Raw genomic sequence first — 15,299 nt, forward strand, 5'->3', positions numbered from 1 at the left:
ATGATCGCCTACGCCGAGCAGACCTGCCACGGCGATCCCGACCAGGTGTACGTCACCGGCAGTTCCTGAACGGCAGCGCCTGCGCCAGCGGGTAGTCCCCCAGCGTTCTGCCGCCTCGCTCGGCGCGAGGCGGCAGAACCGTCAGGACCTGGAGGGGTGGTTCGCCGGTGGGGGTCAGGGTCAGATCGTGGTGCAGGTCAGCGTGGGCGGCGGATTGGCCCCCGAGTAGCCGGCCTGGAACCCGAAGGACGTGTTGCCGCCGGGCGCTATCGCGCCGTTGTATCCCGCGTTCGTGACGGTCTCGCTTTGGCCGCTGCGGCTTTCCACGCCGTTCCAGACGCTGGCGATCTGCTGGTTGCCGCCCCAGGTCCAGGTCACCTTCCAGCCGGTGGTGGCCGTGGTCCCGGTGTTCGCCACCGTCACGTTGGCGGTGAACCCGGTGCTCCACTGGTTGGTCACCGCGTAGGTCGCCGTGCACCCGCCCCCTCCCCCGCCGCCCGGGGACGTCGTGGCGGTTACTCCCGCGGACTGGGCCGAGACGTTGCCGGCCGCGTCGTAGGCGGCGACCGTGTACGTGTGCCGCGAAGCGGCGGACAACCCGGTGTCGGTGAACGTGGCCCCGGTGGGCGTGCCGACCTGGACGCCGTCCCGGTACACCCGGTACCCGGCCACGCCCACGTTGTCCGTGGCCGGCGACCACGACAGGGAGACCGAGGAACTCGTCACGCCGGTGGCCGCGAGGTTCGCCGGCACGGACGGCGCGGTGGTGTCCCCGCTGCCGCCGGCTGTGGTCGTGACCGAGAAGCTGTTGGTGGCCAGGCCCTGCCCGCCCTGCCAGATCTCGAATCCGGCCTCGACGTCGATCAAGTAGTGCGAGGGGTTGATGGAGCCGCGGGCCACGGCGTCGTTGATCAGCGACTTGAGGTCGAGGTTCGTCACGGACGTGGCGCCCGGGTCCAACACGTACGAGATGATCTTCCACGAGGTCTGCTGGCCCGTCCACACGGCCCAGTTCATGCCGGCGGCGCCGGAGGTACCGGTGCGGGAGCCGAACGGCTGCACCCCGCCGCGGCTGTTGAGCCAGATCATCACCTCGGTGCCGTCGGGCTGGCCGGTCGTGGTGGGCGCGGAGTTGAACCAGATGTCATAGGCCACGTCGTAGGCGCCGGAAGCGGGCTGGACGGTGCTCCACGACGTGGTGGCGCTGCCCAGTTTGCTCACCTGGATCGGCATTCCGCTGTTGGCGGTGCACATACCCCAGTGACATCCCTTGTAGATGGACGGGTAGGTGGCCGGCGCGCCGCCGCTGAGGTTGAAGTTGGCGGTGCTCACCGACCACGCGGTCCCGCCGGTGTAGGTGAGGCACTGCCGGTCGGTCGAGTTCCACTCGTTGGCCTGAATCAGGTAGTCCCCGGCCGGGATCGTGCCCGTTCCGGAGCAGGTGGTCGTGTCGGCGTGCGCCGCCGGGGCGATCGCGAAGGCCGCCCCGACGGCGGCCGCGAGCGCCACCGCGAACACGCGGAGCCGAGGGAATGCTCGGAACATGGAACTGTCGCTCCTTCGGAAGTCCGCCGTGTTCCCACGGCGGAAAGGCTTGCGGCGAACCGCAGGAGGACTGCAGGAGGGTCTGGCAGCCGCCGACACTAGCCACGCCCCTGCGACGGCCCAAGGACGATCGCGACGAAGCCCATGTCGAGCCGGAGTCATGAAAGGAAAGTTTCACGGGGCGCTCGATTCCGACGAACGGCTCGCCCGTGGGCCGCCTACCTGGGCCGGCCCGTCGTCGGCGGCGATACCAATGAAACTTTCACCCTCGGCGCTGCCGCAAGCCGTGCCACCCGCGGCGGCCGATCATCCACCCGCGGCCGGCTCCGGCGACGCCACGGCCCGAGTTCGGCCCGCATAGGACGGGTTCATCACCGCAGGAAGACCCCTACGCAAGATGATCAATCATGTCCACCGCCCACCGCAGCGGCGGATAAGCCCACCTATATCGGACCGACCGGCGACACCGGATACGCGGAGCAGCTGTTTGCCACCAGGCAGATCCGCTGCTATCGATGGTGGTCGACCAGGCCAGGATCACGCCGAAACCGGAACTCATGAGTGCTGCTGATCCCAGCACATAGGTGTTACTTCCCGAGCGGCTTCCACGGAACGGACAGAGCCGCCGGAACCGCCCGGGCGGGCGGCGTCAACCGACATCGGACGGCGGAGGGTGTGGATGTCCGGACACAGAGCCGTTTTCGTTCCCGTTGCGCTACTGGCAGCCCTCATCGCCGTCCTGGGCGGCCTGGCGGTGAGCGGCCTCGGCATGACCGCGGCGGCCTCGGTCGGCGCCCACCTCGCGGGCACCGCCGGTTGTGGCAAGGCCCCCACCCTGGCCAGCGGCACACACACCATCCAAAGCAGCGGCCAAAACCGCAACTACATCCTCCGAATCCCCACCAACTACGACAACAACCACCCCTACCGACTCATCTTCGGCTTCCACTGGGTCGGCGGCACCGCCAACGACGTCGACTCCGGCGGCACCGACGGCTACAACTGGTCCTACTACGGACTCCGACGCCTCGCCGACAACGCCGGCAACACCACCATCTTCGTCGCCCCCCAAGGCAACAACAACGGCTGGGCCAACCCCGGCGGCCAAGACATCACCTTCGTCGACGACATGATCCGCCAACTCGAAGCCGGCCTGTGCATCGACACCACACAACTGTTCTCCACCGGCTTCAGCTACGGCGGCGCCATGACCTACGCCCTAGCCTGCGCCCGAGCAACCGTCTTCCGCGCCGTCGCCGTCTACTCCGGCGCCAACCTCAGCGGCTGCAACGGCGGCACCCAACCCATCGCCTACATGGGACTCCACGGCCTCCGCGACAACGTCCTGCCCATCTCCAACGGACGAGCACTACGCGACACCTTCGTCCGCGCCAACGGCTGCACCCCGCAGAACCCGCCGGAGCCGGCGCAGGGCAGCCTCACCCACATCGTCACCACCTACTCCGGCTGCAAAGCCGGCTATCCCGTGGTCTGGGCCGCGTTCGACGGAGCCGGACACGACCCCGGCCCCATCGACGGCTGCACCTGCGACGGCTGGCACACCTGGACCTCCGGCGAAGTCTGGAAGTTCTTCACCCAGTTCGACTCCAGCACGCCTCCGCCGCCCACGTCGACCACCCCGCCGCCCAGCGGCGCGTGCACCGCCAGCTATCGGACGGTCAACTCGTGGCAGGGCGGCTTCCAGGGCGAAGTCACGGTGACGGCCGGCAGCGCGGCGGTCAACGGCTGGACCGTCCGATGGACGCTCGACGGCCAGACCATCACTCAGGTGTGGAACGGCACCCTGACCGCAACCGGTTCGTCCGTGTCGATCAGCAACGCCTCGTACAACGGTTCACTCCCGGCAGCCGGGTCGACCACCTTCGGCTTCCTCGCCAACGGCACGCCGCCGACCTCCGCGCCGAGCTGCACCAGCCCGTAGCGCGTCCCCGCCAAGCCTGACCGAGAAAGGAGCACCCACGTGCACCCTGTCCATGCCGAACGCCGCAACGGACTCAGACGGCGCGGCAGGCTGCTCGTCGGCGCCGTCCGCACCGTCGCGGTGGCCGCGGCACTCACCCTGGTGGCGATCATCATGCCCGGCACCGCCAACGCCGCCGGGACGATCTGTTCGAGCCAGACCGGCAACAGCAACGGCTACTACTACTCGTTCTGGACCGCGGGCGGCGGATCGGCCTGTATGACCCTCGGCTCCGGCGGGAACTACAGCACGTCGTGGAGCAACGTCAACAACTTCGTCGCCGGCACCGGTTGGGCCAACGGCGCGCGCATGACGGTGAACTACTCCGGTTCCTTCAACCCTTCCGGCAACGCCTACCTGTCGCTGTACGGCTGGACCTCCAACCCGCTGGTCGAGTACTACATCGTCGACAACTGGGGCAGCTACCGGCCGACCGGCACGTACAAGGGCACGGTCACCAGCGACGGCGGCACGTACGACATCTACGAGACCACCCGCTACAACGCCCCGTCGGTCGAGGGGAACCGGACGTTCAACCAGTACTGGGCCGTCCGCCAGGCCCGGCGCACCGGTGGCAGCATCACCACCGGCAACTTCTTCGACGCCTGGGCCAGCCACGGCATGAACCTGGGCAGCTTCAACTACTACATGATCCTGGCCACCGAGGGCTACCAGAGCAGCGGCAACTCCAACATCGTCCTCGGCGGTTCCGGCGGGGGTGGCGGCGGAGGCGGCACCACGGGAGCCGTGCACGCGGTGGGCGCGGGCAAGTGCCTGGACGTGCCGAACGCCTCGACAACGCCGGGAACCCAGCTGCAGATCTACTCCTGCTGGGGCGGCGCCAACCAGACCTGGACCCGCACCTCCAGCGGCCAGCTGACGACCACCCTGAACGGCACCACCCTCTGTCTGGACGCCTACGACAACCAGACCAGCCCCGGCACCAAGGTGGAGACCTGGTCCTGCAACGGCGGCGCGAACCAGCAGTGGAACCTCAACTCCGACGGCACCATCAGAGGAGTCCAATCCGGACTGTGCCTGGACGTGGTCGGCGGCTCCACGGCCGACGGCGCGCTGGTCGACCTGGCGGCCTGCAACGGCCAGAGCAGCCAGCGCTGGTCCCTCGGGTGACCGCCGGCCAGTCCCGCAGCGCCACCGACCAACTGTGACGGAGTTCTTGATGCCCTTGATCCACTCCCGCCGGCGGCGAGCGCGACTCGTCGCCGGCAGCCTGCTCGCCGCGGCCGCGCTCGTCCCGTCCACGTGGGCGGCCGCGTCGGCGCAGCCGACCGCGACCGCGGTGCCGATCTACCGCGACACCCACCACAGCTTCGCGGAACGGGCCGCCGATCTGGTCTCCCGCATGACGCTCGCCGAGAAGGTGCTGCAGCTGCACACCAACAGCGCGCCGGCCATTCCCCGGCTCGGCGTGCAGCAGTACACGTACTGGAGCGAGGGCCAGCACGGGCTCAACACGCTCGGCGCGAACACCGATCACGGCACCGTCGGCGGCGGCGTGCACGCGACGAGCTTCCCGACCAACCTGGCCAGCACCATGTCGTGGGATCCGGACCTGATCTACCAGGAGACCACGGCGATCTCCGACGAGGCCCGCGGCATGCTGGACAAGTCGTTGTGGGGTGTCGCGCAGAACAACATCGGCCCGGACAAGAACGGCTACGGCTCCCTGACCTACTGGGCCCCGACGGTGAACATGGACCGGGATCCCAGGTGGGGCCGCACCGACGAGGGGTTCGGCGAGGACCCGTACCTGGTCGGCCGGATGGCCGGCGCGTTCGTGAACGGCTACCAGGGCCAGACCCCGTCCGGCCGGCCGATGACGCCCTACCTCAAGGTCGCGGCCACGGCCAAGCACTACGCGCTCAACGACGTGGAGAACGACCGGCACGCGGACTCCTCGGACACCACGGACGCCAACCTCCGTGACTACTACACCGCGCAGTTCCGGGACCTGATCCAGAACGCCCACGTGTCCGGCCTGATGACCTCGTACAACGCGATCAACGGCACGCCGGCGCCGGCCGACACGTACACCGCGAACGAACTGGCCCAGCGGACCTACGGCTTCGACGGATACACCACGTCCGACTGCGGCGCGGTCGGCGACGTCTACGCGCCGGGCAGCCACAACTGGGCGCCGCCGGGCTGGACCACGGCCACCGCCAACGGCGCGACACAGTGGACGAACACCGGTACCGGACAACAGGTTTCCGGCGCCGCCGGCGGCCAGGCGTACGCGCTGCGCGCGGGCACCCAGCTCAACTGCACGGGTGCGGAGGACACCCTGGCCAACATCCAGGAAGCCATCAAGGCCGGGGTGCTGTCCGAGGGCGTCATCGACGACGCCCTGGTGCACCTGTTCACCATGCGCATGCAGACCGGCGAGTTCGACCCGCCGGACCAGGTGGCCTACACGAAGATCACCAAGGACCAGATCCAGAGCCCCGCGCACCAGGCGCTGGCCGAGAAGGTCGCGGCGAACTCGTTGGCACTGCTGAAGAACGACCCCGTGCCCGACACCAAGGCGCCGCTGCTGCCGGCCGATCCGGCCAAGCTCGACAACGTGGTGGTCGTCGGCGACCTGGCCGGCACGGTCACCCTCGGCGACTACTCCGGCGAACCGGCCGTCCAGGTGAGCGCGGTGCAGGGCATCACCGCCGGGGTGAAGGCGGCCAACCCGAAGGCGACGATCACGTTCGACGCCTGCGGCACGTCCACCGGCGCGACCACGACGGCGAGTTGCTCGGCGGCCACCCTGGCCGCGATCAAGACCGCCGACCTGGTCGTGGTGTTCGTCGGCACCGACACGAGCGTGGCCACCGAGGGCAAGGACCGCGGCACCATCGCCATGCCGGGCAACTACAACTCGCTGATCGACCAGGTCCACGCGGTCGGCAACCCGCGGACGGCGCTGGCCATCCAGGCCGGCGGCCCGGTCGCCATCGACGACGTCAAGGGCGACTTCCCGGCCATCGTGTTCAGCGCATACAACGGGGAGAGCCAGGGCACCGCGCTGGCCGACGTGCTGTTCGGCAAGCAGAACCCCAGCGCGCGGCTGGACTTCACCTGGTACGCCGACGACTCGCAGCTGCCGGGGGTGAAGAACTACGGCCTCACCCCGTCGCAGACCGGCGGCCTCGGGCGCACCTACCAGTACTTCACCGGCACACCGACGTATCCGTTCGGCTACGGCCTGTCCTACACCAGCTTCGCCTACTCGCACGTGCGCGCCGACCGCAAGTCCGTCAACGCGGACGGGCAGGTGACCGTGCACCTGGACGTGACCAACACGGGCCACACGGCCGGCGCCACCGTCGCCCAGCTGTACGTGTCCACGCCGTTCACCGTGCCCGGCGTGGAACTGCCGCGCGAACGGCTGGCCGGGTTCCGGAAGACGACCGTGTTGGCCCCCGGACAGACCCAGCACCTGTCCATCCCGGTGCGGATCAGCGATCTGGCGTTCTGGGACGAGGGCCAGCACCGCGACGTGGTGTACAACGGCCCCTACCGGTTCGGTGTGGGCACCGACGCCGATCACATCGTCGGCGACAGCACGGTGAAAGTCACCGGCTCCATCACCCCGAAGACGCGGTATGTCACCGTGCAGCCCGATCAGGTGGTGTTCGCGCCGGGCCAGAGCATCGACCTGACCGCCCGGAACCCGTGGATCGCCGACGACACCGCGCAAGCCGCCCAGCACGTCCGGGCCGACCGCGTCGTGGAGGCGGTGAACAACGACGAGACGTTCGTCGACCTGGCCCACACCCGGGTCAGCTACCGCAGCAGCGATCCTCGGGTGGCCGAGGTGAGCCGAACCGGCAAGGTGACCCTCGTGGCGCCTGGCGTCGCGACCATCAGCGTCACGGTCAACGGGGTCACCGGCTCGACGCCGGTCGTGGTCAAGCAGCCGTTCACGCTCAGCGCGCCGGCCCAGGTGCAACCGGGCGCCACGTTCACCGCCACCACCACGCTGCCCAACCCGGCGGGCGCTCGGCCACTGCGCGACGTGGCCCTGACGCTCAACGCGCCCGCAGACTGGACCGTCAAGGCCACCTCGCCGTCCACCTTCGCCACCGTGGCCGCCGGGCAGACGGTCAGCACCACCTGGCAGGTGACCGTGCCGGCCTCGGCGCAACCCAGCAAGTTCGCCGTGTCGGCGCAGGCGACGTTCACCTCCGCCAACGGGCCGGGCAGCTCGGCGGATGCGACCACCGTGCTGCTGCCCCATGCGCCGTACCCGTCGTTGGCGGCGGCGTACAACAACGTCGGCATCAGCGACGACGCCAGTCCGGGCTCGGGCGATTTCGACGGCGGCAACGCCAGCTTCTCGGCCCAGGCCCTGGCCAACGCCACGCCCAGCCTCACCCCGGGGGCGACGTTCACCCATGACGGCTTGACGTTCACCTGGCCGGACGCCCAACCCGGCACCCAGGACAACGTCGTCGCCGGCGGGGTGGCCGGCGGGCAGACCATCGCGATCTCCGGCTCCGGCCACACGCTCGGCCTGATCGGCGCCGGTGACTACGGCAGCCCGACCGGGACCGCGACGGTGACCTACACCGACGGCACCACCGAGTCCCACACCGTCAGCTTCGCGGACTGGTGGGCCAACGCGGCGACCGGTGGCGACATCGTCGTCACGGTGCCGTACCTCAACAACGGCAGCGGGCGGACGAACCAGCAGGTGAGCCTGTACTACGCCCCGATACCGCTGCAGGCCGGCAAGACCGTGCGGTACGTGACCCTGCCGGACATCAGCGACGGCGCGGTCAGCGGCACGGCGGCGATGCACATCTTCAGCATCGCCATCGGCTGACCGGTCCGGGTGTCCCGTCGGCACGACGTCGGCGGGACACCCGGCCGCTCACGCCGGGCTCGGCAGGTCCATCGACCCGAGCCGGACCGGATCGGTCAGGATCGCGATGCCGGCTACGCGGCCGTCCACGACGGTGAACGAGACGACCGAGAGCGGGGAACCGTCCTCCCGCCAGGAGACGATCCCGGGACGACCGTCGACCAGCACCGCTCGCCCTCGCGCGGCAGCGCCGGCAGCCAGTTGCGCCCCGGCGGCCACCTTGGTCGCACCGAGCGTGACGACCACGCCGTCGGCCGTGTCGACGGTCAGCCGCACCTCGGGGTCCAGCACCCGCAGCAGGCCCTCGAAGTCGCCACCGCGAGCCGCCGCGAGGAACGCCTGGACCACCTCGCGCTCCTCGCGTAGGGCCGCCGGTCGCCTGGTCTCCCGGACCTTCCTGCGGGCCCGGCTGGCGAGCATCTTGGTCGCGGCGGTGGACTTGCCGAGGATCTGGCCGATCTCGTCGAAGGGCACCGCGAACAGGTCGTGCAGCACGAACGCCAGCCGCTCGCTCGGCCCGAGCGAGTCGAGGACGACCAGGAGCGCCAGCCCGACCGAGTCGGCGAGCGCCGCCTCGTCCTCCGGCGCCGGGTCGTCGACCGTCACGACGAACTCGGGCAGCCCGTCGCCGACGGAGGCCTCGGGGCGGGTCTGCCGCGACCACAGGACGTCCAGGCTGAGCCGGCCGACCACCGTGGTCAGCCAGCCGGCCAGGTTCTCGATGGTCGCCGTGTCCTGCCGGGACAGCCGCAACCACGCCTCCTGCACCACGTCCTCGGCATCGGCGTGCGATCCGAGCACGCGGTAGGCGACGGCACGCAGCCGGTCGCGGTGGGCCTCGAACGCCTCAGCCACCAGGTCCGACCGGCCGGTGTCGGTCATCGTGTCACCCTCCTCGCACACTGCCCGGTCACCGGCGGCGCTGCTGGCGCAGCGAGATGCGGTTGCCGTCCGGGTCCAGCGCCTCGATGCGCACGCCGAACGGATAGTCCTCCGGTTCGGGCTGGACGAAGGTCACGCCTCGTTCGCGCAGCACCTCGAAGTCCCTCCGCAGGTCGTCCGACTCGAGGATGAGCGGACCGGGCGTGGCCCCCGGGCGCGCCTCGACCGGCTGGCCCGCGCCGGGTGCGTGCGACCACAGGATGATCTCGACGGGACTGCCGCCGGCGCGGACGGTCAGGAAGCGCCCGTCGGGCCCCGAATAGTCGATGCGCTTCTCCAGGCCGAGCCCTTCCGTGTAGAACTTCAGCGCGCGGTCCTGATCGGTGACATACACGGTCACAAACATGATGTTCGTCAGCATGCCCGTATGACGCGAGCCGGCCGGAAAAGGTAACGGGATCGGCCGGTGCTGCTGTCACCGCACCACGTGAACGGCTACCGCCGGCGTGTAGTACAGCCGGCCGTGGCAGGCGACTCGCACCAAAGCCCACCAGTGCGAGCCGACTCGCGCCGTGGCCGCCGCCCGGGCGCTGAAGGAGATCGAGGCCGTGCCACCGGCGGCGATCGTGAACGGCTGGGTGCGCGGGTCGATGCGCACGTCGTCGGACCAGGTCCCGTGCGGGCTGATCAGCGTGGCCTCGCCCCGGATCTCGCTCTGGGCATGGTTGCGCAGCGACACCGGTAGTTCCACGACGTGCCCGGCGACCAGTTCCAGCCCGTCCGCGCCCAGCAGCAGGGACACGAGGCTGTCGTCCGCGGGCGGTTCACCGACGACGACCTCGCTGGTGTCCTCGAGGACTTGGCCGAGATCGTCCCGGATGCGGACGGCGAGCAGGCGACGCCCCGGCAGCGTGCCGCGCACCGTCAACCTGAACGCGGCGAACCCGTCGGGGGTCAGATCGTAGGCCAGGCCGTCCGGCGATTCGGCGACGAGCCCGGGTGGCATCGAGAGTTCGACGGCACCGGATGCGGGGCGTCCGCTACAGCTGACCGTGACCCGTACCTCGGCCGTCGCGCCGACGTCGAGGTGCAGGCGCGCCGGGCTGACGTGCACGCTCACCGGGAGGTTGCCGAGCGGCGCCGGTCCGGCGTTGTGCCGCCAGTAACGGGTGAACACCGGCTGCACCGGCTCCTGGCCGCGAGCCAGCCGGGCACCGGAGTGGGCCGACACGGCGGACGGCTTGAGGCGCACGGTGGCCACGTCCGCCGCGGCCAGCCCGACCCGCGCCTGGCCACTGTGGACGGTGAGTGGCTCGATGTTCTTCTCCTCCAACACATCCGTCCGACAAGCGGTCGTCAACCCGCCGTGCAGGCCGACCGTGGCGGTCACCGGTGTGCCGGTGGTCTCGTAGATCCGCACGGTGATCCCGTCGGCCGGGGACCCCTCGGCCGCGGCCCCGGAGGCGAGCGGATTGCCGGCCGGTTTGACCGCGGTGAGCAGCACCTCGGCCGGCGACACCGTGATGAGGCTGAGCTCCGGCGGCAGGGCGCCGGGTGCGCTGGGCACCTGAAGCGCGCGCACCGGGTGGTTGACGTCCTGTCCGGCTCGGGTGAAGCCGGCCTGCCGCCAGTCGCCGGCGCCGGACACCAGGCTCAGGTCGAAGGTGTGCGACCAGTGCTGCCAGGCGAAGCTGGAACCATCCGGGGCGGTACGGCGTTCGCCGTCGATCCACACCCCGCACGGCCAGCCGCTGCACGACCGCATCAGCGAGACGTGCAGCGTGCCGTCGGGAGCGACGACGAATCCGGGCGTGCCGCGGTTCACCACGGCGACGGAGTGGTCCACGGCCGGCTCGGACGTCCCCGCCAGGCCGCCGGGCACGTCGACCTCCACCCGTGCGTCGGCGAGGTCGGCGATCAGCGCGTCGAGATCGTGACCGGCGACGATCAGCATTGGCAGGTCCCGGGGCCCGCGAAGATCCGCGTCGGGTGTCCACACCTCTTGTCGAGTCCGTAGCGCCGGCACGAAAACCCGACCGTGCCGGTCCAGCGCCCGCCGGTACGGGTCGCCCGCCCCGGCCAGCACCTCGTCGGCGAACACGGTGCCGGCCACGGCGATGCGCACATCGGGCAGATTCGAGTCGACATCCAGCGAGCCGTACCGCGGCCCTTCCGGCAGTGTGCGCGTCGCGGTCACTCCCTTCGCCACCAACGCCACGAGCAACTCGCGCACCAGACGCTCGTCCTCGGCGGCCACCACCTCGGCCACTCCGACGCAGTGGTCCCCGACGCGGCCGTCCTGGTGTCGCAGCCGCAGCCGAACCGGACTCGACAGCCCGGCCCAGGTGTGCGCGGGGCTGTCCAGCGTCCAGAGATGCTCGGCGGCATCCACGTCGGGGAAGCCGAAGGACCGCCCCACCGCCGCGAAACCGACCTCCGCCACCGGCAGCGTGCCGGGCAGGTCCAAGGCGAATCTCGCGCGCAGCAGGTGGTCCTGCCCGACGGAGCCGTCCACGAAGCACCGGATGTCCACTCTGGACAATCCGTGCCAGAGCACGGTGTGCTGGGTGATCCGCAGCCCGTCGAGCGTCGTGCTGCTGACGATCCGCTCGCCCAGCGGGCTCGTCTCCACGCGAACCTCGGCCGGCGCCTCGCCGCTGCCCCGGCCGGGCCCGGCCGGCAGCAGATGCCACGGCCCCTCCTCCCACACCGGGTGCTGCGCATGCTCGGACTGCAACACCAGCTCCGCGGCCAAGCCGCCGTCTCGCACGAGCTCCCGGCCACTCCGCCGGTCGTGCACCCGGGACAGCGCGCCGCCCCGGACGGGATCGGCCTCGACCAGGAAGGAGTCGTTCTCGATCGGCCGTTGTGCCGCTTCGGCGGACCAGGCCTGAGGCACGGTGTCGGCTTCCACCGCTCGGTACACGCGGTATCCGCAGGCGGGCACCTGCCGGGCGAGAAAGGACAGGCTGACTTCGGCCAGGGTGCCGTCCGGTCGCCGTTGGACCCCGTCCGTCGCGGCTGGCACGGATTCCCCGTGCGGATCGACGATTTCGACGCCACGGGCGCGGGGCGGCAGATCGCGCAGGGTCACCGACACCACTGCGTCCCTGGCGAAGGACAGGGTGTTGACCGCGATCACCGCCAGGCCCGGACCCGCGGTGTCCACCCGCGACGCCAGGTGGTCGACGGCGCCGGTGAGCACCTCGCGGCCCAACTCGTCGGCCTCCCGCCAGCCGGCGACCAGGTCCAGGTAGACCTGGTCGGACTCGGTGCCCGTGATCGCGTCGTGGTGCGCGCCGTACACGAGCTGCCGCCAGGCCTTGTCCAGGGCCTCGGCGGGAAAGCGGGCGCCGAGCAGCGAGGCGAGCGTCGCCACCCGCTCACCGTCCAGCACGGACACCTCGGCGGCGCGCTGCGCCTGCTTGGTGTCCACATAGGAGACGTCCTTGCCGGTGTAGACCGGGTTCATGTCCCGGGTCTGCGGCGAGAACACGATCGAGCGCTCGGCGGCGTCGGCGCGCACCGCGGCGAAGAACTCGCGGGGCAGGCCCACCACGAACCTGGGCCACACGTATCTCGCGTTCCACTCGCGGTGGATCTGCGTGCAGAACCGGGACGGGACGTTGTGGTCGTGGCCGACCGGCAGCAGCACGTTGCGGGTCGCCGCCACCTGACGCAGCGAGCTGAACTGCCGGTACGCCTCGGCCATCGCCTCGTCCACAGTGGACTTTCGCTCGATGTCCCAGCCGGCGACGTAGTGGTCGGCGAGGTAGGCGGTGAGCAGGCCGCGCCCGGTGGGTGCGATCCACTCGAACTCGGACGGGAACTGCATCCGGGTGATGTCGCCGGTGTGCCGCTTCGCGCCGACGTGGTGCCACGGCCCGCGCGCCCAGACACTGGAATCGAGCCCCGCGTCGGCCATCAGCCCCGGATACGCCGGATCGTGCCCGAACACGTCCAGCATCCACGCCGACCGGGGGTCGCCGCCGAGCACGTCCCGCTGGTAACCCACGCCGTGGACGGCGTTGCGGATGGTCGACTCGGGGTGGGTGAGGTTGGTGTTGGCCTCGTTGTAGTTGCCGCCGACCAGTTCGACGCGGCCGCCCCGGACGAACTCGCGCAGGTCGCGGCGGTCCTCGGGGAACGCGTCCCAGTGCGGCTTGAGGTAGTCGACCTCGGCCAGCACGAACCGGTAGTCCTCGTCCCGGCGGGCGGCGTCCAGGTGGGCCCGCACCAGGTCGAACGCGGAGAGCTGGAACGGCATCCGCTTCTCCTGCGCGCCGGGCAGGTCCAGCCAGGTGTCGGTGAAGCCGGCCTGGGTGTTCCACCACACCGGGTCGTAGTGGAAGTGCGAGACCATCCACATGGTCCAGCCGGTCTCCGCGGCGGTCACGGCCGTGTCCGAAACGGACACCCGGATTCCGTCGTCGGGCCGCTCGACGAGCACGGTCGCCGGATAGGCCACGCCGGGCGAGGTCGGCGCGCCGAACACGACGCCGACCTCCACCACGACCTCGCCGTCTCCGCTCGGCACGACCGCCGGCTCCGGCGTGCGGACCAGCGGACCGGCCAGCCTGACCAGCAGCGGCGCCGGCCGCGGGCCGGCGAGGGTCACCCGCACGACCTGGCGCGGCGCCGCCGCCGGCCCGACGAACAGATCCGTGTCCCGCACACCGGTGATCCGCATGTCGTCCTCGGCTACTTGGCGCTGGCCAGCGCGGACTTGGCGGTGGTGAAGAACTGGCTGACGCCGTCGGCGATGGACAGCTTGCCGAAGGCGATCTGCTTGGCGGCGGCGTCCAGCGCCGTCTTGACGTCCTGGTAGCCCGGCGGCGCCGTCGGCGCGGCCGGCAGCCCCTCCTTGGCCACCTGCTGGGCCACGTACTGGCCGTAGGTGACGTCCCGCTTGTCGGCGGCGTTCAGGGACGGCATCAGGATGTTCAGCGCCTTGTCCGACGGCGGGAAGCCGCGCTGGATGCCCATGTCCTTGATGGCGTCGGCGTCGCTGACGAACAGGTCGATCAGCTTGGCCGCGCCGTCCGGGTTGCGGCTCTTCGCCGGGATGCACAGCAGCACGCCGCCGCTGAGCGCCTGGCCGGTCTTGCCGTCCTTGCCCCGGGGCACCACCACGATGTCCAGGGTGTGCTGGGTCAGCGGCTGCATCTGGGCCAGTCCCCACCCGGTCGTCATCACGATCTGGCCGGCGATCAGCGGGTGGGTCCCGCTGGCCTCGCCGGCGTTGGCCAGCAGGTCCGGCGGCGTGACGGCGCCGCTGCGGCGCAGCCCGGCCCAGTAGGTGAACCACTCGGCCAGCTCGTCGACGCCGAAGCCGATCTCCCCGGTGGCGGTGTAGAGGTCCTTGCCGCGCTGGCGCAGCCAGGGCTGCAGCGCGCCGGAGTCGTCGAAGGACGAGTCCAGCGCCCCGTACTTGCCCGACCCCAGCGCCTTGGAGATCTCGGCGGTGACGGTCGCGAAGTCGTCCCAGGTCCAGCCGTCGGACGGCGGCGTGATCTTCAGCTGGTCCAGCACGGTCTTGTCGTAGAGGACGGGGGCGTAGCCGGAGCCCGACGGCACGCCGTAGGGCTTGCCGTCGACCGTCCCCGCCGCCCGCACGGCCGGGTAGAGCGTGTCCAGGTGGATGGTGCCGGGGATGTAGGCGGACAGGTCGGTCAGCACGCCCTTGGCCGCGTAGGTGCTCACCAGCGCGGTGTCCATCTGGAAGATGTCGGGCGGGTTGCCGCCGGCGAACTCGGTGTTGAGCTTGTCGAAGTAGCCGTCGTAGCCGGAGTACTGGGTCGTGACCGAAATGCCGGTCTTCTTCGTGAACAGCTGCAGCGCCGCCTGGTACGCCTTGTTCCGGGCGTCACCACCCCACCAGCGGAACGTCAGCGAGTTGTTCGACGACGAGCTGCTGCTGGGAGGCGCGAAGCCGCAGCCGGTCAGCGCGGTCGCCGCGACGCCGCCGGCCGCGAGGCCGAGGAACCCTCTCCTGGACAGGTTGTCGGGCATGGC

General features: G+C 70.6%; 8 protein-coding genes. 3 read left to right on the forward strand and 5 right to left on the reverse strand.

Going from position 1 to position 15,299, the window contains the following annotated elements; translation table 11 throughout:
* Nucleotides 1-180 precede the first annotated feature (180 nt).
* A complete protein-coding gene (locus tag BJ998_RS45035) occupies nucleotides 181-1,545 on the reverse strand; it encodes a GH12 family glycosyl hydrolase domain-containing protein (protein WP_184870346.1) in 1,365 nt (454 codons plus the stop codon).
* Nucleotides 1,546-2,224: 679 nt separating this feature from the next.
* Here BJ998_RS45035 and BJ998_RS45040 point away from each other — a divergent pair.
* Genes BJ998_RS45040 through BJ998_RS45050 form a run of 3 tightly spaced genes read left to right on the forward strand, consistent with a single transcriptional unit; the run spans nucleotide 2,225 to nucleotide 8,363 of the window.
* On the forward strand, nucleotides 2,225-3,487 hold the full coding sequence (locus tag BJ998_RS45040) for a CE1 family esterase (RefSeq protein WP_184870347.1): 1,263 nt from the start codon (nucleotides 2,225-2,227) through the stop codon (nucleotides 3,485-3,487).
* Nucleotides 3,488-3,526: 39 nt separating this feature from the next.
* Complete coding sequence (xynA, locus tag BJ998_RS45045) at nucleotides 3,527-4,657, forward strand: endo-1,4-beta-xylanase XynA (RefSeq protein ID WP_312890693.1); 1,131 nt, start codon at nucleotides 3,527-3,529, stop codon at nucleotides 4,655-4,657.
* Between the two features lie 49 nt (nucleotides 4,658-4,706).
* A complete protein-coding gene (locus BJ998_RS45050; protein ID WP_184870348.1) occupies nucleotides 4,707-8,363 on the forward strand; it encodes a glycoside hydrolase family 3 C-terminal domain-containing protein in 3,657 nt (1,218 codons plus the stop codon).
* Between the two features lie 48 nt (nucleotides 8,364-8,411).
* Here BJ998_RS45050 and BJ998_RS45055 read toward each other — a convergent pair whose 3' ends face one another.
* Genes BJ998_RS45055 through BJ998_RS45070 form a run of 4 tightly spaced genes read right to left on the reverse strand, consistent with a single transcriptional unit; the run spans nucleotide 8,412 to nucleotide 15,296 of the window.
* Nucleotides 8,412-9,284, reverse strand: coding sequence for a sigma-70 family RNA polymerase sigma factor (locus BJ998_RS45055; protein WP_184870349.1), 873 nt, complete (start codon nucleotides 9,282-9,284; stop codon nucleotides 8,412-8,414).
* A 28-nt stretch (nucleotides 9,285-9,312) separates the two neighbouring features.
* Nucleotides 9,313-9,705: a VOC family protein gene (locus BJ998_RS45060; protein WP_184870350.1), complete on the reverse strand. Its 393-nt coding sequence runs from the start codon at nucleotides 9,703-9,705 to the stop codon at nucleotides 9,313-9,315.
* Nucleotides 9,706-9,759: 54 nt separating this feature from the next.
* The gene (locus BJ998_RS45065) at nucleotides 9,760-13,974 is read right to left on the reverse strand and encodes a glycoside hydrolase family 38 N-terminal domain-containing protein (RefSeq protein ID WP_184870351.1); all 4,215 of its coding nucleotides are present in this window, start codon (nucleotides 13,972-13,974) and stop codon (nucleotides 9,760-9,762) included.
* An 11-nt stretch (nucleotides 13,975-13,985) separates the two neighbouring features.
* Nucleotides 13,986-15,296 (reverse strand): ABC transporter substrate-binding protein, encoded by a 1,311-nt coding sequence (locus BJ998_RS45070; RefSeq protein ID WP_184870352.1) that lies wholly within the window; start codon nucleotides 15,294-15,296, stop codon nucleotides 13,986-13,988.
* Between the last annotated feature and the right edge of the window lie 3 nt (nucleotides 15,297-15,299).

The sequence above is a fragment of the Kutzneria kofuensis genome (assembly GCF_014203355.1).
GTDB lineage: Bacteria > Actinomycetota > Actinomycetes > Mycobacteriales > Pseudonocardiaceae > Kutzneria > Kutzneria kofuensis.

Coding starts and splice junctions, on each gene's coding strand:
- BJ998_RS45060 (WP_184870350.1), bottom strand. CDS start 9,705: ATGCTGACGAACATCATGTTTGTGACCGTGTATGTCACCGATCAGGAC.
- BJ998_RS45040 (WP_184870347.1), top strand. CDS start 2,225: ATGTCCGGACACAGAGCCGTTTTCGTTCCCGTTGCGCTACTGGCAGCC.
- BJ998_RS45035 (WP_184870346.1), bottom strand. CDS start 1,545: ATGTTCCGAGCATTCCCTCGGCTCCGCGTGTTCGCGGTGGCGCTCGCG.
- BJ998_RS45050 (WP_184870348.1), top strand. CDS start 4,707: ATGCCCTTGATCCACTCCCGCCGGCGGCGAGCGCGACTCGTCGCCGGC.
- BJ998_RS45065 (WP_184870351.1), bottom strand. CDS start 13,974: ATGCGGATCACCGGTGTGCGGGACACGGATCTGTTCGTCGGGCCGGCG.
- BJ998_RS45070 (WP_184870352.1), bottom strand. CDS start 15,296: ATGCCCGACAACCTGTCCAGGAGAGGGTTCCTCGGCCTCGCGGCCGGC.
- BJ998_RS45055 (WP_184870349.1), bottom strand. CDS start 9,284: ATGACCGACACCGGCCGGTCGGACCTGGTGGCTGAGGCGTTCGAGGCC.